The sequence below is a fragment of the Methylorubrum thiocyanatum genome, from assembly GCA_014138645.1.
In the GTDB taxonomy this organism is placed as follows: domain Bacteria; phylum Pseudomonadota; class Alphaproteobacteria; order Rhizobiales; family Beijerinckiaceae; genus Methylobacterium; species Methylobacterium thiocyanatum.
Genome location: JACJIB010000004.1, coordinates 504,606 through 529,069 on the forward strand (window position 1 = coordinate 504,606; position 24,464 = coordinate 529,069).

Annotated in this window: 25 protein-coding genes; 24 read left to right on the top strand and 1 reads right to left on the bottom strand. The window is 69.7% G+C overall.

Features of this window, described 5'->3' with window-relative positions:
• The first annotated feature begins 569 nt into the window (after positions 1 to 569).
• The 24 genes from HNR51_RS13595 to speB all read left to right on the top strand — a co-directional run bounded on the left by HNR51_RS13595 (position 570) and on the right by speB (position 22,954).
• Positions 570 to 779 carry a cold-shock protein gene (locus HNR51_RS13595; RefSeq protein ID WP_012456128.1) on the top strand — a complete coding sequence of 70 codons (210 nt, stop codon included), beginning with the start codon at positions 570 to 572 and terminating at the stop codon, positions 777 to 779.
• A gap of 232 nt (positions 780 to 1,011) precedes the next feature.
• Positions 1,012 to 1,392, top strand: a complete 381-nt coding sequence (locus tag HNR51_RS13600) for a DUF6481 family protein (RefSeq protein WP_012456127.1) — start codon at positions 1,012 to 1,014, stop codon at positions 1,390 to 1,392.
• 329 nt (positions 1,393 to 1,721) lie between these two features.
• Positions 1,722 to 2,027 (top strand): hypothetical protein, encoded by a 306-nt coding sequence (locus HNR51_RS13605; RefSeq protein WP_182555255.1) that lies wholly within the window; start codon positions 1,722 to 1,724, stop codon positions 2,025 to 2,027.
• 80 nt (positions 2,028 to 2,107) lie between these two features.
• Positions 2,108 to 2,482, top strand: coding sequence for a PH domain-containing protein (locus tag HNR51_RS13610; protein ID WP_012456125.1), 375 nt, complete (start codon positions 2,108 to 2,110; stop codon positions 2,480 to 2,482).
• 448 nt (positions 2,483 to 2,930) lie between these two features.
• The gene (gene rpsF / locus HNR51_RS13615) at positions 2,931 to 3,386 is read left to right on the top strand and encodes a 30S ribosomal protein S6 (protein ID WP_012456123.1); all 456 of its coding nucleotides are present in this window, start codon (positions 2,931 to 2,933) and stop codon (positions 3,384 to 3,386) included.
• 2 nt (positions 3,387 to 3,388) lie between these two features.
• A complete protein-coding gene (gene rpsR, locus HNR51_RS13620; protein ID WP_004446294.1) occupies positions 3,389 to 3,643 on the top strand; it encodes a 30S ribosomal protein S18 in 255 nt (84 codons plus the stop codon).
• 136 nt (positions 3,644 to 3,779) lie between these two features.
• Positions 3,780 to 4,823 carry a DUF2232 domain-containing protein gene (locus tag HNR51_RS13625; RefSeq protein ID WP_182555256.1) on the top strand — a complete coding sequence of 348 codons (1,044 nt, stop codon included), beginning with the start codon at positions 3,780 to 3,782 and terminating at the stop codon, positions 4,821 to 4,823.
• Positions 4,824 to 4,861: 38 nt separating this feature from the next.
• Positions 4,862 to 5,434, top strand: coding sequence for a 50S ribosomal protein L9 (rplI, locus tag HNR51_RS13630; RefSeq protein ID WP_012456121.1), 573 nt, complete (start codon positions 4,862 to 4,864; stop codon positions 5,432 to 5,434).
• A 476-nt stretch (positions 5,435 to 5,910) separates the two neighbouring features.
• Complete coding sequence (locus HNR51_RS13635; protein ID WP_012456119.1) at positions 5,911 to 7,398, top strand: replicative DNA helicase; 1,488 nt, start codon at positions 5,911 to 5,913, stop codon at positions 7,396 to 7,398.
• Positions 7,399 to 7,434: 36 nt separating this feature from the next.
• Positions 7,435 to 8,247, top strand: coding sequence for a DUF29 family protein (locus HNR51_RS13640; protein WP_182555257.1), 813 nt, complete (start codon positions 7,435 to 7,437; stop codon positions 8,245 to 8,247).
• Positions 8,248 to 8,249: 2 nt separating this feature from the next.
• A complete protein-coding gene (gene alr, locus HNR51_RS13645) occupies positions 8,250 to 9,341 on the top strand; it encodes an alanine racemase (RefSeq protein WP_182555368.1) in 1,092 nt (363 codons plus the stop codon).
• 187 nt (positions 9,342 to 9,528) lie between these two features.
• Complete coding sequence (gene radA, locus HNR51_RS13650; RefSeq protein WP_141953322.1) at positions 9,529 to 10,974, top strand: DNA repair protein RadA; 1,446 nt, start codon at positions 9,529 to 9,531, stop codon at positions 10,972 to 10,974.
• A 687-nt stretch (positions 10,975 to 11,661) separates the two neighbouring features.
• Complete coding sequence (locus HNR51_RS13655; RefSeq protein WP_182555258.1) at positions 11,662 to 12,258, top strand: CvpA family protein; 597 nt, start codon at positions 11,662 to 11,664, stop codon at positions 12,256 to 12,258.
• 328 nt (positions 12,259 to 12,586) lie between these two features.
• Positions 12,587 to 14,062 (top strand): amidophosphoribosyltransferase, encoded by a 1,476-nt coding sequence (purF, locus tag HNR51_RS13660; RefSeq protein ID WP_182555259.1) that lies wholly within the window; start codon positions 12,587 to 12,589, stop codon positions 14,060 to 14,062.
• A gap of 5 nt (positions 14,063 to 14,067) precedes the next feature.
• A complete protein-coding gene (locus HNR51_RS13665; RefSeq protein ID WP_141953318.1) occupies positions 14,068 to 14,811 on the top strand; it encodes an SDR family NAD(P)-dependent oxidoreductase in 744 nt (247 codons plus the stop codon).
• A gap of 65 nt (positions 14,812 to 14,876) precedes the next feature.
• Positions 14,877 to 15,287 (top strand): dihydrofolate reductase, encoded by a 411-nt coding sequence (locus HNR51_RS13670; RefSeq protein WP_012456112.1) that lies wholly within the window; start codon positions 14,877 to 14,879, stop codon positions 15,285 to 15,287.
• Between the two features lie 67 nt (positions 15,288 to 15,354).
• Positions 15,355 to 16,725 carry a glycosyltransferase family 61 protein gene (locus HNR51_RS13675; protein ID WP_182555260.1) on the top strand — a complete coding sequence of 457 codons (1,371 nt, stop codon included), beginning with the start codon at positions 15,355 to 15,357 and terminating at the stop codon, positions 16,723 to 16,725.
• A gap of 147 nt (positions 16,726 to 16,872) precedes the next feature.
• Positions 16,873 to 17,652 (top strand): bifunctional demethylmenaquinone methyltransferase/2-methoxy-6-polyprenyl-1,4-benzoquinol methylase UbiE, encoded by a 780-nt coding sequence (gene ubiE, locus HNR51_RS13680; protein WP_041372133.1) that lies wholly within the window; start codon positions 16,873 to 16,875, stop codon positions 17,650 to 17,652.
• Positions 17,653 to 17,677: 25 nt separating this feature from the next.
• Complete coding sequence (ubiB, locus tag HNR51_RS13685; RefSeq protein WP_141953315.1) at positions 17,678 to 19,240, top strand: 2-polyprenylphenol 6-hydroxylase; 1,563 nt, start codon at positions 17,678 to 17,680, stop codon at positions 19,238 to 19,240.
• A gap of 40 nt (positions 19,241 to 19,280) precedes the next feature.
• Entirely contained in the window at positions 19,281 to 19,508 is a 228-nt protein-coding gene (locus tag HNR51_RS13690; RefSeq protein ID WP_182555261.1) for a hypothetical protein, read from the top strand.
• A 126-nt stretch (positions 19,509 to 19,634) separates the two neighbouring features.
• Positions 19,635 to 19,799, top strand: a complete 165-nt coding sequence (locus HNR51_RS26735) for a type II toxin-antitoxin system RelE/ParE family toxin (protein ID WP_239681557.1) — start codon at positions 19,635 to 19,637, stop codon at positions 19,797 to 19,799.
• Positions 19,800 to 19,969: 170 nt separating this feature from the next.
• Positions 19,970 to 21,250 carry a bifunctional phosphopantothenoylcysteine decarboxylase/phosphopantothenate--cysteine ligase CoaBC gene (coaBC, locus tag HNR51_RS13700; protein WP_182555262.1) on the top strand — a complete coding sequence of 427 codons (1,281 nt, stop codon included), beginning with the start codon at positions 19,970 to 19,972 and terminating at the stop codon, positions 21,248 to 21,250.
• A gap of 200 nt (positions 21,251 to 21,450) precedes the next feature.
• The gene (locus tag HNR51_RS13705; RefSeq protein WP_182555263.1) at positions 21,451 to 21,765 is read left to right on the top strand and encodes a hypothetical protein; all 315 of its coding nucleotides are present in this window, start codon (positions 21,451 to 21,453) and stop codon (positions 21,763 to 21,765) included.
• Between the two features lie 187 nt (positions 21,766 to 21,952).
• On the top strand, positions 21,953 to 22,954 hold the full coding sequence (gene speB, locus HNR51_RS13710; RefSeq protein WP_182555264.1) for an agmatinase: 1,002 nt from the start codon (positions 21,953 to 21,955) through the stop codon (positions 22,952 to 22,954).
• 131 nt (positions 22,955 to 23,085) lie between these two features.
• On the opposite strand, the gene HNR51_RS13715 is transcribed toward speB, so the two are convergent.
• Entirely contained in the window at positions 23,086 to 24,276 is a 1,191-nt protein-coding gene (locus HNR51_RS13715) for an HD-GYP domain-containing protein (RefSeq protein ID WP_182555265.1), read from the bottom strand.
• Positions 24,277 to 24,464: the final 188 nt, after the last annotated feature.

Below are 24,464 nucleotides of genomic sequence, written 5' to 3' on the forward strand. Positions count from 1 at the left end.
ATGGGGGCGGATCCCGCTTCCCATCGGCGCCGTGCTGATGCCGCGAGCGGCACAGCGCCTCGATTCGATTGAGATTCAAGGGCCGGGACACCGGCCCTTTTCGCGTTCCTGAGGGCGGCCGGTAGCCCCGAAGCGAGAGGGATACCGAAAAGGGACGCGATGCCTGTTTCGGTTGAGGGACGACCGGATTTCTCTCGCGGAATGCCTGCAAGCCCACCGCAGCGCCAACAAATGTTGTCGTAACTCAAAGATGATAGGAAAATCGGCCGCGGGATTTCACATAATTTTGAATGTCACCGCCCAAACTGCCAAGTTACCGACCCGCGTTTTTCCCGCCGACGAAGCAACCGTTCGCGAGGAAACCTTTGCGCGGCTTGCACGGTTGCCTCATCGAACATAACTATGCCTTGTCGATCGGTGGCCGACCCTGACAAGGCCTTCGATGCCCCCGGACGGGACGCGGCACCGGCTCATCTCCTCGCTCGCTTCGACGAACGGGACGGCCTTTTTCGGCCGATGGCGGGACGCATTCCGTGCGGGGTGCCGCGGCGAGCGGAGGAGGAACCCGGATGAACACTGGCACTGTGAAATGGTTCGATGAGATCAAGGGTTACGGGTTCATCCAGCCCGATACCGGCGGCAAGGACGTGTTCGTCCACATCTCCGCCGTCCAGCAGGCGGGCCTGCGCGGCCTCGTCGAGGGCCAGAAGGTGACCTTCGACGTCGAGAACGACCGCCGCAGCGGCAAGCCGGCCGCGGTCAACCTGCAGGCCGGATGAGGCCGGACCTTCGGGCTTCCGGTCCCGAAACCTGCCCCGAAACCTGATTCCGTCCCGCAACAGATCGAAAAATGTTACCGGAGCCGCCTTAAACAGGGGCGACATCTGTTGCGTGTTGCGGCGCACTCGTGCATCGACTGCGCCCGTTCTATCATACCCCGCGCCGAGTCCCGACCGTCCGGAACCTTGAGTGATCCGGCGGTCGGCCGTGTCACCGCATGAGAAAGGTCATATGAGCGCATTCGACTTCAGGAACTTCGAAGACCGCCGTCAGAACTCCCAGGCCGCCAAGGCGGCATTGCTCGAGAAGTTCAAGGCCCGTCCGGCTCTGGACGATCCGGAAGTACGGGCCAAGGCCCAGGCGCGTGCCGAGGTTGCGCGTGCCCGTGACGAGCGTGCCCGCGAGCGTGAGCGCATCCGGATCGAGACCGAGCGCAAGGCCGCGGAAGAGAAGCGCCTGCGCGAGGAAGCGGAGCTTGCCGCTCAGCTCGCCCGCGAGGCTGCCGAGGCCGCTGCGCTCGCCGAGCGCAAGGCCGCCGAGGCTGCGGACAAGAAGGCCGCCCGCGACGCGCGCTACGCCGCCCGCAAGGCCAAGGTGAAGATCCGCCGCTAAGCCTCCCGCGCGGCTCCCGGCGCCCGGGAGCCCGCATGGAACGCTCTGCCAAGCGGTCGCCCTGTCGAGACGACCCCCACGCGCCGGACGCTTCGAGCCCGGCGCGTTTTCTTTTGTCCCGGCTCCGCGCGGCAGCGAAGGACGTTCCCCCGGCGGCGCAGACCCGCCCGCCTCGACGGTCATCCGCCGCGGGATTGTCTGTGGGCAGACGACGCAGGGGCCTGCCGCAATCGTCCGACGACGCTTGGCAAGGCCGGCTCCCGCGACGTTAGATCGCCGCCGCTTCGATGATGCGCATCGCGCCGCAGGCGAAGAGGGAGGGCCAAGCCTTGCGTATCCTGGGCATCGATTTCGATCCGCCGGCCCGCCGCGGTCCGGCCGCGGCCGGCCTGCTGCTCGGGCTGGGATTGGGGCTCGGGCTGTCGTCCGCCGCCGCGCAGAGCGAGCCGCCGATCCGCAGCGCGGAGGATGCGTTCTGCCGCAGCGAGGCGCGGGCGCAGGTCTTTTCCGCACCGGACCCGCTCAATCTGGGACTGCGCGAGATCGGCCGCCGCATCTGGGCGAGTTGCATGGAGCGGACCCAGCGCAAGGGACAAGTCAAGGGACAGAAGTCGCGCAAGCGCCGCCACCGCTGAGCCCGCCTCCCTCGCGTCCGAGCGCGACCGTCCCCACATCCTGCCGGAGACAGGCGGGCGACAGGCAGGAGGCGGACACGATGGGCTTTCTCGACGGGCTGCTCGGGCACGGCAGCGACCTCTCCGCGGACGAGGTGGACCGGCAGCTCGCCGGGGTGCTGGCTCCGGGCGAGAGCGTGCGCGTCGCCTTCAAGGTGATCCGCGACCTGATGGTCTTCACCGACCGGCGGCTGATCCTGGTGGACCGCCAGGGCATGACCGGCCGCAAGGTCGAGTACCTGACCGTGCCCTACCGGGCGATCACCTCGTTCTCGGTCGAGACCGCGGGCAGCTTCGACATGGATTCCGAGCTCAAGATCTGGATCTCCGGCCGGCCCGAGCCGATCCAGCGCACGCTCAAGCGGGGCGCCGACATCCTAGGGATTCAGCAGGCCATCGCCGGCTCCTTGAAATAGACCTCCGCCATGGATTCGGAGGATGGGGCGTCGAAGGATGGGTCCGGGCCGGGCTTCGCGGTCCGGCGCCTCGGTCCCGGCGGCATCCCGTCGATGCGCGCCCTCAACGCCCCTTTTGGGCTCGCCGACCGGCTCGGCGCCCGCAAGGAAGTCCTGCCTTTCGACCTGCCGTCGGCGCCCGGCCCTTGCCATAGGGAGCGAATCCCTCTAAAGGCGCGGCCTTCGCGTTCGCTCCGGCCGGGGGCTGAACGGACGGTGCCGCAAGAGACAACCTCTCTCGGCACAGGGTTTTTCGAAGAACCCGTCGTCCGGTGTCTCCGCCTTCGATCAACCGCTCGGGCCATCATCACGGCTCGAAGGGCTTGGCGCCGAGAGAACGCGAGAGAACCGGCCCGATTCAACCCGCGATGCGCGGGCGGGCTTCCTTATGGCAAGGAAAGGCCCAAAAATGCCTCTCTACGAGCACGTCTTCCTGGCGCGCCAGGACGTGACGGCCCAGCAGGTCGAGACCATGGTCGAGACCTACAAGGGCGTCATCGAGACGGGCGGCGGCACGATCGAGAAGATCGAGTCCTGGGGCGTCAAGTCCCTCGCCTACCGTATCAAGAAGAACCGCAAGGCGCATTTCACGCTCCTCAACATCTCCGCCCCTCCGGCCGCCCTGGCCGAGATGGAGCGCCAGATGCAGATCTCCGAGGACGTGCTGCGCTTCATGACCGTCCGCGTCGAGCAGCTGGAGGCCGAGCCTTCCGCGATGATGCAGAAGCGCGACCGCGACGACCGGAAGGACCGCGACCGCGGTGACCGTCCGCGCCGCCGCGACGACGACTTCGGTGGCGGCGACCGTGGGGATCGCGGCGACCGCGGCGACCGTCCCGAGCGCAACTTCGGCGGGGAGAACTGATCATGGCCTTCGGTGCTGGTGGTGGCGGCGGTGGCCGTCGTCCGTTCTTCCGTCGTCGCAAGAGCTGCCCCTTCTCGGGCGAGAACGCTCCCAAGATCGACTACAAGGACGTGAAGCTGCTCTCCCGCTACGTCTCGGAGCGCGGCAAGATCGTGCCGTCCCGCATCACCGCGGTCTCGGCCAAGAAGCAGCGCGAGCTCGCCCAGGCGATCAAGCGCTCGCGCTTCCTCGGCCTGCTGCCCTACGTCATCAAGTAGGTCCTTGCCGGTTCGCCCTCGGGCGGACCGACCCATCATCGCGAGGGCGGCTCCCCGCAAAGGGGCCGCCCGATCGTTGGGGCGCCGTCTTCAGCCCCTAACCCTGCCCAACCGGGACAGCGGGACAGCGGACCTTATGACCAAGGACATTCCTGTCGGCGCCGGAGCCGGCCTCGTGGCGGCGCTCCTGTTCGGCGTGCTGCTCAAGGCCACGACGCTCGCCATCCTCCTCTACCTGCTCGCCCCGCTGCCGATCCTGATCGTCGGCCTGGGCTGGAGCCACCGCGCGGCGCTCGCCTCCGTGGTCTCGGGGGCGCTAGCGCTCGCTCTCTTCGTCTCGCCCTATCTCGGCCTGGCCTTTGCGGCCTATCTCGCCCTGCCCGCCTGGTGGCTCGCCTATCTCGCGCTGCTCGGCCGTTCCAACGCGGACGGCACGATCGAGTGGTATCCGACGGGCCGCCTGCTCGCCTGGGTCGCCGGCACCGCGGCGCTGGCCTTCATCGCGATCGCCGTCATCGCCTCGCCCGACTACGACACCTTCCGTGCGCAGCTCACGTCGATGAGCCGCCGGGTCGTGCAGGTCCAGGTGCAGCGCGGCCGGATCCCGCCGCCCGCCCAGACCGCCCCCTCGAACGAGGCACAGTCCGGCAACACGGATCAGCCCGCCGAATCCACCGCTCCGCAGCCGCAGGACGGGGCGCAGACCGGCGAGAAGACCGACGACCTCGCCAGCGAGGTCGCCGACGCGCTCGCCACCGTCGCGCCGGCGATCGCCGCCCAGGGTCTGACGATCCTGTTCACCTTCTATCTCTGGGCCGCCGCCCGCATCGTGCAGATCTCGGGGCGCCTGCTCCGGCCCTGGCCCGACCTGCCCTCGACGGTGATGCCGCGGGCCGCCCTTCTGGTCTTCGCCGCCGCCCTGACGCTGGCGATGGTGCCCGGCTATCCGGGCGCCCTCGGCATCGCCCTGATCGGCGCCTTCAGCGCGGCCTTCGCGCTCCAGGGGCTCGCCGCCTTCCACGACCGCAGCCGCGGCCGGCCGGGGCGCTTCGCCCTGCTCGCCGGGCTCTACGTGCTGCTGTTCCTCACACAAGGCGTGGCCATGCTCGCCCTGATCCTGTTCGGCATCGCCGACACCGCCCTCGACCGGCGCCGCCCGAAACCCCGCGGCGACGCCTGATCGAACCCCCGCTTCCAAGCACCCGAAGGAGAAGCCCCATGGAAGTCATCCTGCTCGAACGCGTCGCCAAGCTCGGCCAGATGGGCGAGACCGTGAACGTGCGCCCCGGCTACGCCCGCAACTTCCTGCTCGCCCGCGGCAAGGCCCTGCGCGCCACCGAGAACAACAAGAAGCATTTCGAGGCCCAGCGCGCCCAGCTCGAGGCGCGCAACCTCGAGCGCCGCAACGAGGCCCAGACGGTGGCCGAGAAGCTCGACGGCCAGAGCTTCGTGCTGATCCGCCAGTCCGGCGAGACCGGCGTGCTCTACGGTTCGGTCTCCACCCGCGATCTCGCTGAGGTCGTCACCAAGGAGGGCTTCACCGTCGAGCGCGGCCAGTTCGTGCTCAACCAGCCGATCAAGACGCTCGGCCTGCACACCGTGCCGGTGACCCTGCACCCCGAGGTCGAGGTCAAGGTGACCGTCAACATCGCCCGTTCGCCGGAAGAGGCCGAGCGTCAGGCCCGCGGCGAGTCGGTGACCGAGCGCGAGCAGTTCAACCTCGACGACCTCGGCCTCGAAGTCGGCCAGGCGCTCGCCGATGCCGGCGAGGGCGCCGACGACCGCGGCTAAGTCCCGGGTTCCCAAAGGGATCATCCCTTTGGCGGGGTCTCGGGGCAGCGCCCCGAGCTCCCTTCACCAGGGCTCCGCCCTGGACCCGCGAAAGGGCTTGCCCTTTCGAAACCCCCGACTTCGGCGATGAGGGCCCCCTCATCGCCGGCGGCCCTCGCGACGGCGAGGCGGCGGGCGTCCGCCGAACGCGATGATGCCGACCATGGGTCGGGATCATCGCCTCTTGGTATAAGCGGTGGAGAACGGGGATGCGCCGGGCTTCGGCGTTGACTTGTTCTCAATCCGTTCCAGCATGACGCCCGCGATTCCCGCCGCCCGGGAGCCGCGGGCGTCTCGCGTTTCGGGGCCCGTGGCGTGCGTGTTGCAGCCGGCCCGGACCGGGTCGGCTAAGGAAGGCTTCACCATCCCGAGGCAAGGTCCGGCGGGCATGAAACGGGGCGGCCGAGCCGCCCGCATCGGAGCGACGGACAAGCGCCATGGCCCTGCCCAACGCCCTCACGGCCAACTTGGAGGCGGTGCAGCCCGAATACCGGGTGCCGCCGCACAACATCGACGCGGAGCAGGCCCTGCTCGGCGCGATCATGGTCAACAACGACGCCTATTACCGCGTCTCGGACTTCCTCCTCCCTGAGCATTTCATGGAGGCGGTCCACCGCCAGATCTTCGAGGTCGCGGTCTCGCTGATCAAGGCCGGCAAGCTCGCCACGCCGATCACGCTGAAGACCTATCTCGGCGACGCCGATCTCGGCGGCGTCACGCCGATGCAGTATCTCGCCCGGCTCGCGGCGGAGGCCACCACCGTCATCAACGCGGGCGAGTACGGCCGCACCATCTACGATCTGGCCATCCGCCGCCGCCTCATCACCATCGGCGAGGATCTGGTCAACGGCGCCTTCGAGGCGCCGGTCGAATCCCGGCCGCGCGACCAGATCGAGGCGACCGAGCGCCGGCTCTACGAACTCGCCGAATCCGGCAAGTACGACGGCGGCTTCCAGAAATTCTCCGACGCGCTGACCGCGGCCATCGACATGGCGGCCAAGGCCTACCAGCGCGACGGCAAGCTCTCGGGCATCTCCACGGGGCTGACCGACCTCGATGCCAAGATGGGCGGCCTGCAGCCCTCCGACCTCATCATCCTCGCGGGGCGCCCGGCCATGGGCAAGACCTCGCTCGTGACCAACATCGCCTTCAACATCGCCAAGGCCTATCGCGGCGAGAAGCAGCCCGACGGTACCATGCAGACCGTCAACGGCGGCATCGTCGGCTTCTTCTCGCTCGAAATGTCGGCCGAGCAATTGGCGACCCGCATCATCGCCGAGCAGTCGGGCGTGCCCTCCTACAAGATCCGCCGCGGCGACATCCGCCCGGAAGACTTCTACAAGATCACCGACGCCGCCCGGGACATGCAGACGATCCCGTTCTACATCGACCAGACCGGCGGCATCTCGATCGCCCAGCTCGCCGCCCGGGCGCGACGCCTCAAGCGCCAGAAGGGCCTCGACCTTCTCATCATCGACTACCTTCAGCTCCTCTCCGGCTCCGGCAAGAAGAGCGACAACCGCGTGCAGGAGATGACCGAGATCACCACCGGCATGAAGGCGTTGGCCAAGGAGCTGGCGGTGCCGATCATCGGCCTGTCGCAGCTCTCGCGTCAGGTCGAGAACCGCGACGACAAGCGGCCCCAGCTCTCGGACCTGCGCGAATCCGGCTCGATCGAGCAGGACGCGGACGTCGTGATGTTCGTGTTCCGCGAGGAGTACTACGTCGGCAACAAGAAGCCGCGCGAGGGCACGGAGGAGTTCTTCGCCTGGGAAGCCGAGATGCAGCGCGTCCACGGCAAGGCCGAGGTGATCCTCGGCAAGCAGCGCCACGGCCCGACCGGCACGGTGGAGCTGCAGTTCGACGCCAACATCACGCGGTTCTCGAACCTGGCGCAAAGCGACCGGATGCCCGAGCAGATGTGATAAGGTCTGTCCGTACTGGCTGACCGGAGAGACGACGTGGCTCTCGCACCGAAGGCGCGGCCGCCCGCGCCGCCGACGCTGAACGAGGTCTTCGAGGCCGAGCAGCAGCTCGTCGGCCTCATCCTGGCCGAGCCCGCCATCTACGGCCGGATCGCCGCAATCCTGCGCGACGACGATTGGACCGAGCGGCTGCATCGCGGCGTCTTCGAGGTCGCGGGCCGATTCATCAGAGAGGGCCGGCCCATCTCGCCCGTGTCGGTGTTGCCCAGGGTCAGTGACGTCGCGCCCGATGGCGGACCGGCCCTTCGCTACCTCGTGGCCCTTGTCGCGAAGGCTCCCCCTCCAGCGCTCGCCGAGCCCCTTGCGCGTCTGCTGTCCGAGGCCGCGCAGGCCCGCACCGGTCCCGACCACCTCGACCGCGACCTCTATGCCTGGGCCTACGAGCAGGCCCAGGCGCTTCGCCGCGGGCAGTTCGACGCCCTCGACGCGCTCAATCTGGCCGAGGAGATCGAGGACTTGGGCGGCGAGATCTACAACAAGCTGGAGAGCGCCTTTCGGATCATCCTGATGCATCTCCTGAAGTGGGATCATCAGCCCGAGCGACGTTCACGGAGCTGGACGATCTCCATCCGGGTCAAGCGTGTTGATGCCGAGCTTCTCCTCGAACGTTTCCCGAGCCTCAAGCACCGCCTGCCGGGCGCCATGCGCGACGCCTATCGCCGGGCGCGAATCGAGGCGGCCGGTGAGACCGGGCTCGACGAGGATCTATTCCCCGCCGAATGCCCCTACAGCTTCGAGGCGATCATGACCCGGCCGGTGCCCTGGCCACCGGAGAGCGGGGAGTCCTGACCATTTCCGGAGACAGTTTCGCGGATCCGGGCCACGGCGCCCGCCTGACGGTCGATCTCGCGGCGATCGCCGCGAATTGGCGTGCGCTCGGGGCGTGCGCCCCGCAGGCCGAGTGCGGCGCCGTGGTGAAGGCCGATGCCTATGGCTGCGGCCTCGCGGCGGTCGCGCCCGCCCTGTGGCGGGCGGGCTGCCGGACGTTCTTCGTCGCGCATCTCTCCGAGGGCATCGCCGCGCGAAAAATCCTGCCGGAGGCGGCGATCTACGTGCTCAACGGGCTTCCGCCCGGCCATGCGGAGGTGTTTCGCGCCCACGGCCTGCGCCCCGTCCTCGGCGACCGCGGCGAACTCCTCGAATGGGCCGCCGCGACGGACGGCGCGGCGCCGGCCGCGCTCCACGTCGATACCGGCATGAACCGGCTCGGCCTGCGGGTCGAGGAGGCGCTGGCGCTGGCCGGCGATCCCCTGATCGCGCGGGCCGGGATCGACCTCGTGATGAGCCATCTCGTCAGCGCGGAGCTGCCGGACGACCCGCTCAACGCCGGCCAAGCCGAAGCCTTCGCCCAGGTGCGGGACGCCTTCCCCCCTCTGCGGGCCTCGCTCGCCAATTCCTCGGGCACCTGCCTCGCGGCGCGCGCCCGCCACGACCTGCTGCGGCCGGGCTACGCGCTGTTCGGCGGCAATCCGGAGCCCGGTCAGCCGAACCCGATGCGGCCGGTGGTGCGGCTCGAGGCGACGATCCTCCAGCTCCGCGCCGTCGAGGCCGGCGAGAGCTGCGGCTATAACGGCCGCTGGCAGGCCCCCGCCCCGCGCCGGCTGGCCACGCTCTCGCTCGGCTACGCCGACGGCTATCCCCGCTCCGCCAGCAACAGCGGCCACGCCCTGGTCGGCGGCGTGCCCTGCCCGATCGTCGGCCTGATCTCGATGGACCTCATCATCCTCGACGTCACCGACGCATCCGAGGCGCGGCGCGGCGCCACCGCCACGCTGATCGGCGACAGCCTCGACATCGACACGGTGGGGCAGGCGGCCGGTACCATCGGCTACGAGATCCTCACGGGCCTGGGTTCCCGTTATGTTCGCTCTTATGTAGAGTGATCGTTCGAACCGAATTCCCCTGCGCGTCCTCATCCTGAGGTGCCGGAGCGAAGCGTCGGCCTCGAAGGATCCTCCAGCCGGCCGCGCGATCCCTGGACGATCCTTCGAGACCGCTTCGCGGCACCTCAGGATGAGGCTGTGGGTTGGACGCCCCGAAAACCGCTCGGCCCCGAAGACATCCCGCCCCATGGCAAAGATCCAACAGACCTTCGTCTGCCAGTCCTGCGGGGCGGTCTACAACCGCTGGCGCGGGCGCTGCGAGGCCTGCAACGGCTGGAACACGATCCAGGAGGAGGTGCCCAGCGCCGGCCCGCAATCGGGTCCGGCGGCGACCCGGCCGTCGCGGGCGCGCGGCCGCGTCTTCCCCCTCGAAGGCTTGACCGGCGAGGCCAAGGAGGCGCCGCGCACGCCCTCGGGCATCAACGAACTCGACCGGGTGACCGGCGGCGGTTTCGTGCGCGGCTCGGTGATCCTGCTCGGCGGCGATCCCGGCATCGGCAAGTCGACGCTGCTGATGCAGGCCTCCGCGGCCATGGCGAAAAGCGGGGAGCGGGTCGCCTACATCTCCGGCGAGGAGGCGGTGGGGCAGGTGCGCCTGCGCGCCGAACGCCTCGGGCTGGCGGGGCACCCGGTGGAGCTGGCGGCGCAGACCAATGTCGAGGACATCGTCGAGACGCTGTCGCAGGGCCATCCGCCGGCGCTGACCATCATCGACTCGATCCAGACCATGTGGACCGAAACGGTGGAATCGGCGCCGGGCACCGTCACCCAGGTGCGCTCATCGGCCCAGGCGTTGATCCGCTTCGCCAAGACCACGGGCACGGCGGTGATCCTCGTCGGCCACGTCACCAAGGACGGGCAGATCGCGGGGCCGCGCGTGGTCGAGCACATGGTCGATGCGGTCGCCTCGTTCGAGGGCGATCAGGGCCACCATTTCCGCATCCTGCGCGCGGTCAAGAACCGCTTCGGGCCCACCGACGAGATCGGCGTGTTCGAGATGACCGATGCCGGGCTCGCCGAGGTGCCGAACCCCTCCGCCCTGTTCCTGGCGGGCCGCGACCACGCCGCGCCGGGCACCGCGGTCTTCGCCGGGATGGAGGGCACGCGGCCGCTTCTGGTCGAGATCCAGGCGCTGGTCGCCCCCTCGTCCCTCGGCATGCCGCGCCGCGCCGTGGTCGGCTGGGACCCCAACCGCCTGTCGATGGTGCTCGCCGTGCTGGAGGCCCATGGCGGCATCCGACTCGGCGGCCACGACGTCTACCTCAACGTCGCGGGCGGCCTGCGCATCACCGAACCCGCCGCGGATCTCGCGGTCGCCGCCGCCCTCGTCTCCTCGCTCTCGGGCGCGGCGCTGCCCTCGGACTCGGTCTATTTCGGCGAACTCGGCCTGTCGGGGGCGGTGCGGCCGGTCTCGCAGGCGCCGGCCCGGCTGAAGGAGGCGCTGAAGCTCGGCTTCGGCAAGGCGATCACCCCGCAGGGGCGCGGCGAGAGCGGCGAGCGGGCGCTGCCGACGGAGGCGCTGCGCCACATCGCCGACCTCGTCGCCGGCATCGCCTCGGGGGCGCCGCGGCGGGTCGGGGGCAAGCGGGAGCGCTCGCGCGACGATTACGCGGTGCCGGACGATCCGTTCTAGAGCATCGTCCCGAAAGGTGGCTGCCGGCTTTCGGAAAAAGACGATTTAAAAACAAGAGCCTAGCGCATCGTGCTAGATCCGATATCCAGCACGATGCGCTAGGGTCCTGGCCCGCCGCCACGGATGGGCAAAAGCCTTGATTTTGCGGCGATCGATGCAATGATCCCCGAAAGACCGGGGTGCGCGAACACTTCGGTCGTCCACGGAATGCCATGGCAGCATGGCTCTTCGTGGAGCGGGCCGAGAGACCGCGAAGTCTCCCGACCCGTGTGGCGATACCGCTACCCGAGCGATACGCGGAGGATCAGGTGAACGCTGGTCCTCCGCACTCGGCGGAACATCACACTCACGCGGATGCGTGGCACGAACCACATCATCGTTGTGCTCCGTCATGCAATCGAACGATGCCGTCGCCCGCAGACACCCGGCGGCTCACCGGGTGCGGGGCCCGTTCCAGCCCTGGCGTTTCCGCACGATTGCATACACAACCCTCGCATGAGCCCGCCACGGGCTCAGCCTTAAGGTCCGCACATTGAAAAGGCCTTCCGCGAAGCCGCCAGGGCCGAAGGTGACGGCCGAGGTTCGCCGGGGTATATCGTTAAGAACGACTGAGGACGCGCGGGCCGGGGGAACCGTCGCGATCCGGGCAAGGCTGCCTCGTCCCGCCCCTGCGAACCGAATCCTGCGATGCCGTTTTCCGTCCTCGACCTCGTGGTGCTCGGCATCGTGCTCGTCTCGGCGCTGCTCGCCGCCGTGCGCGGCGTGACGCGCGAGGTGCTCGCGATCATTGCCTGGGTGGCCGCCGCCGCGGTGGCGTGGTCGCTCCATCCGCTGCTGCTGCCGACCGTCAAGCAGCACATCTCCAGCGACACCGTGGCGCTCGTCGCCTCCATCGCCGCGATCTTCCTCGCCACCCTGATCGTGGTCTCGCTGGTGACGGTGAAGATCTCCGACCTCGTGCTCGATTCGCGCATCGGCGCCGTCGACCGCTCCCTCGGCTTCCTGTTCGGGGCGGGCCGCGGCTTCCTGATCTGCGTGATCGGCTGGGTGTTCCTGGCTTGGCTCGTCCAGGGCAAGGTGCCGGACTGGGCGGCCCAGGCCAAGAGCCGGTCGCTGCTGGAAAGCTCGGGCGAGGCGCTGGTGGCGCAACTGCCCGACAACCCTGAGGGCTTCCTCAAGCAGTTCCGCAAGCCGAAGGGCGAGGGACCGGCCGAGGAGCCGCCGCCGGAGACCGACCTCCCCGCCCAGCGCCGCAGCGAGGCCGGCCCCGAGCCGAAGCGCTAGCCTTCCGTTCCTGCCTCTGTGCCCGCGTCATCCCGAGAGCCGGAGACCGCCTTCGGGATGATCCGGACGATGCGTGGGCGCCGATCGCGCCCCATCCAGCCTCTCGCATCCGAAATCTGCCTTGCGCCAGCAATGCAGCCGGATTGCGCGCGATATGCTGGAATCGGTCTTGGTTGCGACGAAATCCGAGCCTAGGTAACGGTTTCACGACGGTCCCGGCGTCATCCCTCGCGGCAGAGGCCGCGGGCGAGAGGCGCCTCCGGCCGTTTCCCGCCGTGCCGGATGCGAGGCCCGCGTGACCTGCGTGCCTCCAAGATTCGAGATCGACATGTCAGCTGTCAGCGCGAGCGCCGATGTCCGGGATCTGGATATCGACGGCGATACGCTTCGCGAGGAATGCGGCGTCTTCGGCATTTACGGGCACGACGACGCCTCGGCGATCGTGGCGCTGGGCCTGCACGCCCTGCAGCACCGCGGCCAGGAGGCGGCGGGCATCGTCTCCTACGACGACGGCGTGTTCCACTCCGAGCGCCGCCAGGGCCTCGTCGGCGACAACTTCTCCGACCGCGGCACGATCGAGCGGCTAGCCGGCCGCTCCGCCATCGGCCACGTGCGCTACTCGACCACCGGCGGCACCATCCTGCGCAACGTCCAGCCGCTGTTTGCCGAACTCGCCAGCGGCGGGCTGGCGGTGGCCCATAACGGCAACCTGACCAACGCGCTCTCGATCCGCCGCGACCTCGTGCGCGACGGCGCCATCACGCAATCGACCTCGGACACCGAGGTGATCCTGCATCTGGCGGCCCGCTCGCGCAAACCGCGCATCGTCGAGCGCTTCATCGACGCGCTGCAGCAGATCCAGGGCGCTTACGCCATCGTCGCGCTGACCAACAAGAAGCTGATCGGCGCCCGCGACCCGCTGGGCATCCGCCCGCTCGTGCTCGGCGAACTCGACGGGCGCTACATCCTCGCCTCCGAATCCTGCGCCCTCGACATCATCGGCGCCCGCTTCATCCGCGATGTCGAGAACGGCGAGGTGGTGGTGATCTCGGAAGAGGGCGTCGAGTCGATCCGCTTCAGTGAGAAGCAGCCGATGCGCCCCTGCATCTTCGAGTACATCTACTTCGCCCGTCCCGACTCGGTCGTGAACGGCAAGAGCGTCTACGCCGTGCGCAAGGCCATCGGCCAGGAACTCGCCCGCGAGGCCCTGCCCGAGGCCGACGTGGTGATCCCGGTGCCGGATTCCGGCGTGCCGGCGGCGCTCGGCTTCGCCCAGGAAGCCGGCCTGCCCTTCGAGATGGGCATCATCCGCAACCACTATGTCGGGCGTACCTTCATCCAGCCAACCCAGACCGTGCGCGAACTCGGCGTGCGGATGAAGCACTCGGCCAACCGCGCCGCGGTCGAGGGCAAGCGCATCGTGCTCGTGGACGACAGCCTCGTGCGCGGCACGACATCCGTGAAGATCGTGCGGATGATGCGGGACGCCGGGGCCCGCGAGGTGCATTTCCGCATCGCCTCGCCGCCGATCACGTACCCCGACTTCTACGGCATCGACACGCCCGAGCGCGAGAAACTCCTGGCCGCCACCCACGACCTCGAGGGGATGCGCAAATACATCGGCGCCGATTCGTTGGCCTTCCTGTCGATCCCCGGCCTCTACCGGGCGATGGGCGAGGAGGCGCGCAACGCCGACTGCCCGCAATACACCGACCATTGCTTCACCGGCGACTACCCGACCGGCCTGACCGATCTCGCCATCGCCGGGCCGAAGCGCTTCGCGATGCTGGCCGAGGCGGACTGAACCGCATGGCCGACAAGATCCTCGACGGCCGCGTCGCCGTCGTCACCGGTGCCTCCCGCGGCATCGGTCGCGCCGCGGCGCTCGCGCTGGCCGGGGCCGGGGCCCACGTCGTCGCGGTCGCCCGCACGCAGGGCGGCTTGGAGGAACTCGACGACGCGATCCGGCGGGCCGGCGGCAGCGCGACGCTGGTGCCGCTCGATCTCACCGATTACGAGGCCATCGACCGCCTCGGTGCTGCGCTCAACGAGCGCTGGGGCCGGCTCGACGCGGTGGTCGGCAATGCCGGCATCCTCGGCAACCTGATGCCGGTGAGTCACGTCACGCCCAAGGTCTGGGATCAGGTGATGGCGATCAACGTCACCGCCAACTGGCGCCTGATCCGCTCGTTCGATCCACTGCTGCAGCGCTCGGATGCGGGACGCGCGATCTTCGTCTCCTCGGGTGCGGCCGCGAAGTGCCGGGCCTATTGGGGCCCGTATTCCGTTTCCAAGGCGGCGCTGGAGGCGATGGTGCGCACCTACGCCGCCGAGAACGAGCGGACGGGGGTGCGCGCGATGCTGCTCAATCCCGGCCCCCTGCGCACCCGCATGCGCGCGGCGGCGATGCCGGGCGAGGATCCGGCCACGCTCAGGACGCCGGAGGATCTGGCGCCGCATTTCGTGCGCCTCGCCTCGCCCGATTGGAACGAGACGGGCAAACTCTACGATTTCCCGAGCGACCGGGTTCTCGCCTTCTCCGCACCCCAGTAAGGGGGTCCGGGGCCAAGGCCCCGGCGGGTGACGGGCAGGGCCCGTCTTGTTGTAGGGTTGCTTCCATGATCGACGTCCGCTGCATCTGCGCCATCGGCCAGCGGGGCCAGCTCGGCCTCAACGGGCATCTCCCCTGGGAGGGCAACACCGATCCGCTCTTCGTCGAGGACGTGACGCGCTTCTTCGCGCTCACCATGGGCCACGTGCTGATCGCCGGCCCCAAGACCGTGGCCTCGGTGCCGGAATTCGCGTTCAAGGACCGCACCATCGACGTGATCCGCTCGCACGAGGATCCGGAAGCGGTGCTGGCCCGCTATCCCGGCCGGCGCATCTTCGTCGGCGGCGGCATCGCGGTCTGGAACGTCTACGCCCCCTACATCCAGCACTGGGACGTCACCCGCCTGCCCTACGACGGCGAGGCCGACCGCTGGTTCGACCCGGCCTGGCTCGTCGGCGGGCCGCTGCGGGCCGAGTGACGGCTTCAGGGCGCGGCAGGGCGCTACAGGCTGCCACGATGCCGGGCCGTCCCCCCAACGGATGACCATGTTCTCTCGCAAGCGCAGGCCGGTCGCGCCCCCTCCCGTCTTCGTCGGCAGCCTCGACGGCTTCGCGAACGGGCGCCTGCACGGCTGGATCTGCGACTTCCTGCATCCGGGCGACACGACGTATGTCGAGGTGCATTGGCGCGGGACCCTGCTGATGCGTCTGCCGGCCAACCTGGACAGGCCCGACGTCAACGCGATCGGCGTCGCGGGCAATCACGGCTACTGCTTCCTGCTGCCCACCCTTCCCCCCTTCGCCCGCGGCGAACTGAGTCTGGTGGCGGAGTGCAGGGGCGCGCTCCATCCGATCGCCCTCGATGCCGTGGAAGATCAGCTCGTCGCCTTCTTCGGCGCCGACCCCGAGCGCACGCCCCTCGAGCGGTGCCAGCTCCTGTGGGGGGCGAATCAGGCGCGCGACACCGTTTCGTTCAAGACCTACGAAGACGCAATCTACCTGCCCTTCACCGCGGGCAAGTTTCTCGATCACGATCCGCGCTGGGGCCTCTACACCGCCGACGGGCATCTCATCCCGGAAGCGGCCTATCGGCGCGGCAGCGACCTCGCCCTCGTCGGCCAGAGCGAGCGGATTGACGTCGGACACGAGGCGATCGACGCGGCGCCCTTCGACACGATGGTCTATGGCGGGCCTCTCCTGGCGCATTACGGTCATTTCCTGCTCACGACCCTGGCCCGCTGCTGGGCGCTCGACGGCTCCCATCCGGTGCTTTTCCACTCCTCGCCCCCGGTCCGGGACCATGAGGCGGGCTTCATCCTCGAACTGCTCCGATATGCCGGCCTGGAAGGGCGCAGCTTGTCCTTCGAGCGGCCGACCCGTCTCAGACGAGTGATCGTTCCCGAGCCGGCCCTCTACGAACAGCACAGCATCGGGACGCATTACGCGACCGCCATGGCCGCGATCGGGCGCAACATCCCCTCCCTCCCCTCGCCCGCGCCGAAGAGGGTGTACCTGTCGAAATCCCGCCTGAGTTCCGGCGTGAACGGGCTGGACGGCGAGTACTTCATCGACCTCAAGATGCGGCAGGCCGGCTTCGACATCGTCCATCCGGAGCGCCTCGGCCTTGCCGAACAGGTCAATCTCTTCCGCAAGGCCGACCTGATCGTGGGGACGGCCGGATCGGCGTTCCACACCCTCGCCCTGACCCCGCACACGCCGGCGCGGCGCATCGTCCTCACGCTGGAGCACTTCCTCAACACCAACTTCCTGCTGATCGACCGCGCCTGCTGCGGGACATCGGACTACTTCACGATCAAGGACGCGCTGCTGCCCTCGGAATCCGAGCGGTTCGCCATGAACCACGTCGTCAAGAACGCCAATCATCTGGCCGACCGGATCATCGCGCTCGCGCTCTGAGAACCGCGGCTCCGGCGCCGCTCCGGGCCGCGACCGGAGGAACGGAGGCGGCGGCCCTCTCCCGCATGGCGGTTCCGGCCCGCATTCGCTAAGGAGGCTCGGCCCGAGCCCGCGAGCGGCGGCGGGCGAGCGCAGGGTATGAAGCGGATGAGCGGAACGGACGCGAGAGCCGGCGACAGCGAGGCGACCACCGATTTCGGCTACGAGCGCGTGCGCCTCTCCGAGAAGCAGGCCCGCGTCGACGACGTGTTCCGCTCGGTCGCGCGCCGCTACGACCTGATGAACGACCTGATGTCGGGCGGCCTGCACCGGGCCTGGAAGTCGCACCTGATCTCGATGCTGCGCCCGTCGCGCACCCGCCCCTACCATCACCTGGACGTCGCCGGCGGCACCGGCGACATCGCCTTCCGCACGCTCGCGGCGGGCGGCCCCGAGACGCACGTGACCGTGCTCGACATCAACGAGGCGATGCTGCGGGTCGGCGCCGAGCGCGCCGGGCATACCTACGACGGCCAGATCGACTTCGTGACCGGCAACGCCGAGACGCTGCCGCTGCCGGCGAACCATTTCGACAGCTACACCATCGCCTTCGGCATCCGGAACGTGCCGCGCATCGACGCGGCCCTGCGCGAGGCGCACCGGGTGCTCAAGCCGGGCGGGCGCTTCCTGTGCCTGGAATTCTCCCGCGTCGACCTGCCGGTTCTGGAGAAGATCTACGACGCCTATTCCTTCCACGTGATCCCGCGCATCGGCGAGCGGGTGGCGGGTGATCGCGACTCCTACCAGTACCTCGTCGAGTCGATCCGCAAGTTCCCCTCCCCCGAGGCGTTCGCCCGGATGATCGAGGCGGCGGGCTTTGCGCATGTCAGCCACCGCCGGCTCTCGGGCGGCATCGTCGCGATTCATTCCGGCTGGAAGATTTCTTGATCCCCCGAGAGCGAGGCGCACAGCGATGCTAGGCGCGGTCTTCCACCTCGCCCGCGGCGCCCATGTCGGCTTCGTGCTCGCCCGCGAGGGCGGGCTCGCGCTGATCGACGCGGCGCAATTGCCGCCGCACCTGCGGCTCGCGCTCAAGCTCGGCCGCTCGCTGGAGCGGCGCGGCATCGCGGAGGATCCCGGCGCGAGCCCGCTGGAGCGGGCACTGACCCGGCTCGGCCCCTCCTACGTCAAGTTCGGCCAGTTCCTGGCGACCCGCCCCGACATCGTCGGCATGGCCGCCGCCCGCGACCTCGAGCGCCTTCAGGACCGGGTCCCGCCCTTCCCCCAGGACGTGGCGATACGGGTCGTCGAGCAGGATCTCGGCAAGCCGATCGCGGCCCTGTTCACCAGCTTCAGCGAGCCGGTGGCAGCGGCCTCCATCGCCCAGGTCCACAAGGCGACCGTCCTCGACACCGACGGCACGCAGCGGACGCTCGCCGTCAAGGTGATGCGGCCGGGCGTGCGCGAGCGCTTCGCCCAGGATCTCCAGGCGATGCGGTTCATGGCCCGCATCGTCAACGCCCTGCTGCCGGACGCCGAGCGCCTGCGCCCGCGCGAGGTCGTCGAGATCCTGGCCCGCTCCGTCACCATGGAGATGGATTTCCGCCTGGAAGCGGCGGCGATGTCGGAACTCGCCCAGAACACCAAGGGCGACGCCGATTTCCGCACGCCGCGCCCCGAATGGGCGATGACGGCGCGGGACGTCCTGACCTCCGAGTGGATCGACGGCGTGCGCCTCAACGACCGCGCCGGCATCGTCGCGGCGGGCCACGACCCGAAGGCGCTCGGCCGCGTCGTGATCCAGTCCTTCCTGAGGCAGGCGATCCGCGACGGCTTCTTCCACGCCGACATGCACCCCGGAAACCTGTTCGTCGATCCGCAGGGGCGGCTCGTCGCGGTCGATTTCGGCATCATGGGCCGGCTCGGCCACGCGGAGCGGCGCTTCCTCGCCGAAATCCTTCTCGGCTTCATCACCCGCGACTACCGCCGGGTGGCGCAGGTGCATTTCGAGGCGGGCTACGTGCCGCGCCACCACTCGGTGGACGATTTCGCGCAGGCGATCCGGGCGATCGGCGAGCCGATCCACCAGCGCCGGGCCGACGAGATCTCCATGGCCAAGGTGCTCACGCTGCTGTTCGACGTGACCGCCCTGTTCGACATGAGCACCCGCACCGAACTGGTGATGCTGCAGAAGACCATGGTGGTGGTGGAGGGCGTCGCCCGCTCGCTCGATCCGCAGCTCGACATGTGGACCGGCGCCGAGCCGGTGGTGCGCTCGTGGATCACCCGCCATCTCGGGCCCGTCGGTCGGCTCGAAGGCGGGGCGCGGGCCGCGATGACGCTGGCCGAGGTCGTCTCCGACATCCCCGACATCGCCCAGCGCATCCGCCGCATCATGATCCGCCTCGACGAGGAGGGCACGCGCGACACCAAGGCGATCGAGCGGCTGGTCAAGCTGGAGCGGCGCCACGCGATCATGACCAGCCTGGCCCTGTGGGGGATCGCCGTGGGGGCGCTGGTGCTGGCGTTCCGCTGACGGGCCTTCTCACGGGGCGGATTTCTCCTACACTCCCCCCATGACCGATCTGCTCGACAAGGCGATCACCGCCGCACGGAACCTCCCGCCCGAGGTGCAGGATGCGATCGCGCGCATGGTGCTGAGCTATGCCGGCGAGGGAGAGGCCGTCTACCGCTTCACCCCGGAGGAGGAAGCGGAGCAGGATGAGGCCGATGCCGCCGAAGCGCGGGGCGATTTCGCGACCGACGAGGAGGTGCGTACGATCTGGGCCAAGTACGGGCTGTAAGACGCGTGACTTGTGAAGCTGCGCCTCACACGCCCCGCCGCACGCCAGCTTGATCAGGCGCTCGCCTACATCGCGCAGCACAATCCGCAGGGCGCGAATCATGTGCAGGCGCGCCTGTAGGAGCTGATGCTCCTGTTGCCTCAACATCCTTTTGCTAGGCAGGCAACCGTACGGCGCGGCGTTCGACGTATCGTCGCTTCACCCCATCCTTACGTACTGACCTACCGCATCAGAAACGACGAGATCATCATCCGCAGCGTGCGTCACACCGCACGGCGTCCCCTGACCTGATCACCCGATCATCGCAGCAGCGGTCGGAACGTGCCGCATCGCACCCCTCCGGTTCTGAACCCGCGGCCGGGGAGGTCGGGGCTCGGCCCCTCGATCAAGGGCAGCCGCTGATGGCCTCGCCGCTCTTCCCCGCTCTTGACGCGCCGCCCGCAAATCCCCGTTCTGCGCCCATGACCTCTTCGTCCCCGAAGGCCCTCGCCGGCCGCCGCGTCCTGCTCATCGTCGGCGGCGGCATCGCCGCCTACAAGGCGCTCGACCTGATCCGGCGCCTGCGCGAGCGCGGGGCGCAGGTGCGCCCGCTGCTGACCGAATCCGCCCAGGAATTCGTCACGCCGCTGGCGGCGGCCGCGCTCGCCGGGGAGCGGACCCATACCGACCTGTTCGACCGGGAGAGCGAGGCGGATATCGGCCATATCAAGCTCGCGCGCGACGCCGACGCCATCGTCGTGGCGCCGGCCACCGCCAACCTGATGGCACGGATGGCGACCGGCCACGCGCCGGACCTCGCCTCGACGGTGCTGCTCGCCACCACCCTGCCGATCCTGATCGCCCCGGCGATGAACGTGCGGATGTGGCTGCATCCGGCGACGCAACGGAACCTCGCGACCCTGAAGACCGACGGCGTGGCGGTGGTCGGCCCCAACGAGGGGGCGATGGCCGAGGCCGAGTTCGGCCCCGGACGCTTGGCCGAGCCGCACGAGATCGCCGATGCCCTCGAAGCCCTGCTGGCACAACGCTCGGGGGGTCAGGTCTTGGGATTCCTGGCGGGCCGCGAAACCCTGAAAAAACCGCTGGCGGGGCGGCACGTGCTCGTCACCTCGGGGCCGACCCACGAGCCGATCGACCCCGTGCGCTACCTCGCCAACCGCTCCTCGGGGCGGCAGGGCCACGCGGTCGCCGCCGCCGCCGCCGCGGCCGGCGCCCGCGTCACCCTGGTCTCGGGGCCGGTGGCGATCCCCGATCCGGCGGGCGTGACCGTGGTGCGGGTCGAGAGCGCCCGCGAGATGCTGGCGGCGGTCGAGGCGGCCCTGCCCGCCGATCTCGCGATCTTCGCCGCCGCCGTCGGCGACTGGCGCCCGGCCGAGACCCGGGCGGGCAAGATCAAGAAGGACGGCAGCACGCCCCCGCCCCTGCAGCTCGTCGAGAATCCGGACCTCCTCGCCACCATCGCCGGCCGGGGCGAAGGGCGCCCGCCCCTCGTCGTGGGCTTTGCGGCCGAGACCGACGACGTGATCGCGAACGCGCAGAGGAAGATCGCGCGCAAGGGCTGCGACCTGATCGTGGCCAACGACGTCTCGGCGGCGGGCGGGGTGATGGGCGGGCTGGAGAACACGGTCCATCTCGTCGCCCGCGACGGCAGCGTCGAGACCTGGCCGAAGCTCGCCAAGGAGGAGGTCGGGCGGCGGCTGGTGGCGCGGTTCGCGGAACGGCTCGCGGCGACGTCGCGCTGAGCATCGCGCAGATTTCGAACCGTATTCGCCGATCGGTGGAAGCGTCGACGTGACTTGCGCGGAAACAACGCCTCGATCATCGGCGACGCAGAAATGTTCCGCGGCGGACGTCTTTTAAGTTTTCCGCTGCTCAGCTTGCCCTCTTCGGCCCGGCACCCAGATCTGTCCTCCACGTCATCATGAGCGACAGGAGCGACATCATGGCCAAGGCCGACCGGCACAGCATGGGGCCCGGCGCGCAGGGCAAGGGCGACGGCACCGGCGCCATGACCGAGCTGCCCGAGGGCATCCTCGGGGAGAACGAGGTTCTGAGCAACCGCGACAAGTCACGGCACTCCGACGAGCGCGGCCTCGACAGCCGCCACGTCCAGACCGAGCAGTACCACGACCATGTCGGCGCGCGCCAAAGCGGAGGCCGCGACGGCGAGGCGGAGTCCAATTCCAGCGGCCCCGCCGGGCCGATGACGAACACCTCGGGCGACACCAGCAGCCTGCGCTCGAAGCAGCGCGGCTGATCCGCGGCTGATCCTCTGCGGGGAGGGCGGCGTTCGGCCGCCCTCCCCGGCCCGGTCTCAGCGCCGACGTCCGCTCTTGCGTCAGCTGGGGCGCAGGAACAGGCCGGCGCGCCTTGAGGCTTGCGGAGGGACCGTCCCGGCGGCTTGATGCGGATCGCGAGGGAACACCGCACCGGGAAGGATCGTCATGGCGCAGGACAGCGAGGCCGCAGGCGCGCGGGCGGAACGGCTGGCGCGGTTCCGGCCCGCCTCGGGGATGGTGACGCCGCGCTTCTCCGGTCTTTCGAGCTTCATGCGGCTGCCGGTGCTCGATCCCGGGGCGGCCGCGGGCGCGGTCGAGATCGGCCTGATCGGCATTCCCTTCGACGGCGCCACCACCAACCGGCCCGGCGCCCGGCTCGGGCCGCGGGCTTTGCGCGAGGCTTCCACCGGCACGCGGGCGCTCAACCACGCCACGGGGGTGGCGCCCTACGCGCTCGCGGCGTGCGCCGATCTCGGCGACGTGCCGGTCAACCCGGTGGACGCCGCCGAGACCGCCCGGCGGATCGAGGCGTTCTACCGGCCGCTCGCGGAGGCCGGGATCGTGCCACTCACGGTCGGCGGCGACCATTTCGTCACCTACCCCGTGCTGCGGGCCCTCGGCGCCGCCCGGCCGCTCGGGCTGATCCATATCGATGCCCACAGCGACACCGACGATGCGCAGTACGACGGGTCTCGGCTCACCCACGGCACGCCGTTCCGGCGCGCCATCGAGGCGGGGGTGCTCGACCCGCGGCGCTGCATCCAGATCGGCATCCGCGGCAGCATGGACGCGGCCGACGAGCGCGACTGGGCGCTGGCGCAGGGCCTGCGGATCATCGCGATGGAGGAGGTCTGCGCCCGCGGCCTGCCGGAGGTGGCCGCGGAGGCCCGCGCCGTCGTGGGCGAGGGTCCGACCTATCTCAGCTTCGACATCGACGCCCTCGATCCCGCCTTCGCCCCCGGCACCGGCACCCCGGAGATCGGCGGCTTCACCACGCGGGAGGCACTGCACCTGCTGCGGGCCCTGCGCGGCCTCGATCTCGTCGGGGCGGACGTGGTCGAGGTCGCCCCCTCCCTCGATCCCGCCGGCCTCACGGCACTGGCCGGCGCCGGCATCGCCTTCGAGATCCTGTGCCTCCTGGCGGAGCGGGTCGCGGCCCGCGCCTGACCGCGCCGCGATAGGTCAGGTTTCGAAAGGACGAGTCCTTTCGCAGGTCCAGGGCAGAGCCCTGGTCGAAGGGAGGCCGGGGTTCCACCCCGGCACCCCGCCAAAGGGATGATCCCTTTGGAATCCCGGGATCAGTCCAGAACGGACGGTCCACCGGCGGCGGCGCCGGCGCGGGCGATGATCGGGCGGTAGACCCGGAGCAGGTCGGGATCGAGCGGGCCGGCCTGGGCCTGCATGATCGCGGCGGCCTCGGCGGCGGAGAGCGGCGCGCGGTAGACCCGGCGCTCGGTCAGGGCGGAGTGGACGTCGCAGATCGCCACGAGCCGCACGAGATCGCCGATCCGCGCCCCCTTCAGCCCCTCGGGATAACCCGATCCGTCGAGGCGCTCGTGGTGGTAGCGCACCACGTCGAGGATCTCGGGCTCGAAGGCGCCCTCCTTGGCCAGCAGGTCGGCGCCCAGCGCGGCATGCCGGCGCATCACCGCCATCTCGTCGGGGGTCAGCGGGCCCGGCTTGTTGAGGATGGTTTGCGGGATCAGCGCCTTGCCGACATCGTGCAGGAGCGCGGCCTTGGCCAGCCGCTGCCGGTCGCTCCGGGAGAAACCGAGTTCGGCCGCGAAGGCGGCGGCGAAGCCCGCCACGCTCAGGGAATGCTGGTAGACTTGGAGGTCGTGGCGCCAGACGAGGTCGAGCCAAGCGCGGATGCCGACCTCGGAAACCGTGTCGAGCACGATGCGCGTGCCCTCCTCGGCCTCCTCCGGGCTCGGGGGCCGGCCGGCGGCGGCCTCCTCGAACAGGCGGGTGACGAGGGCGGTGGCCCGCTCCACCCGCGCCTCGGGGGGCCCGCCCGTCCGCCGCCCCCGGCCGGACACGCCGCTCCCCGCCTGACCCCGTGCCTGACCTCGTGCTTGGCCCCGCGCCTGGCTCTCCGCGACGAGGCGCATGAGCGTCGGGACGATGCCGGCGGACTGGCGCGGATCGATCACCGTCGGCGTGCCGAGCAGGCGCACCGCCGCCATGTCCTGGGCGGCGTTGCCGCGGGCGAGATAGAGGCAGGGCAACCCGCTCTCACGGACGCGTTCGGCGAGCCAGACGATCCAAGCACTCCCCCGTTCGGCGGCGAGATCGGTGGCGAGGTCGACGACGAAGGCGATCGGTCGATCGGAGGGCAGGGCCGCGCCCGGCTCGATCACCCGGCAGGGCAGCACGAGGGCGATGCCGCGGGCGAGGCGCTCCGCCCGCTCGCGGCGATCCGAGACGAGGACGACCACATCCTCGCGGTGCGTGCCCTGACGCTCGTATCGGTCGCGAGGTTCCTGCATCGGTCATCCGTGGCCGCGAGGCCCGTGGCGGACTCGAAGCGTGTTTTTGCGGGATACAACAAAAGTGTTGCGAAATGCTTCGCATCGTCTTGACGGTACAACCCTGACGGTTTCGGGCAGCACAGAGTTCTGCCGCGGGAGCAATACAGCCGGAGCTGGGCTCACCCAGTGACGGCCTCGAAGATGAA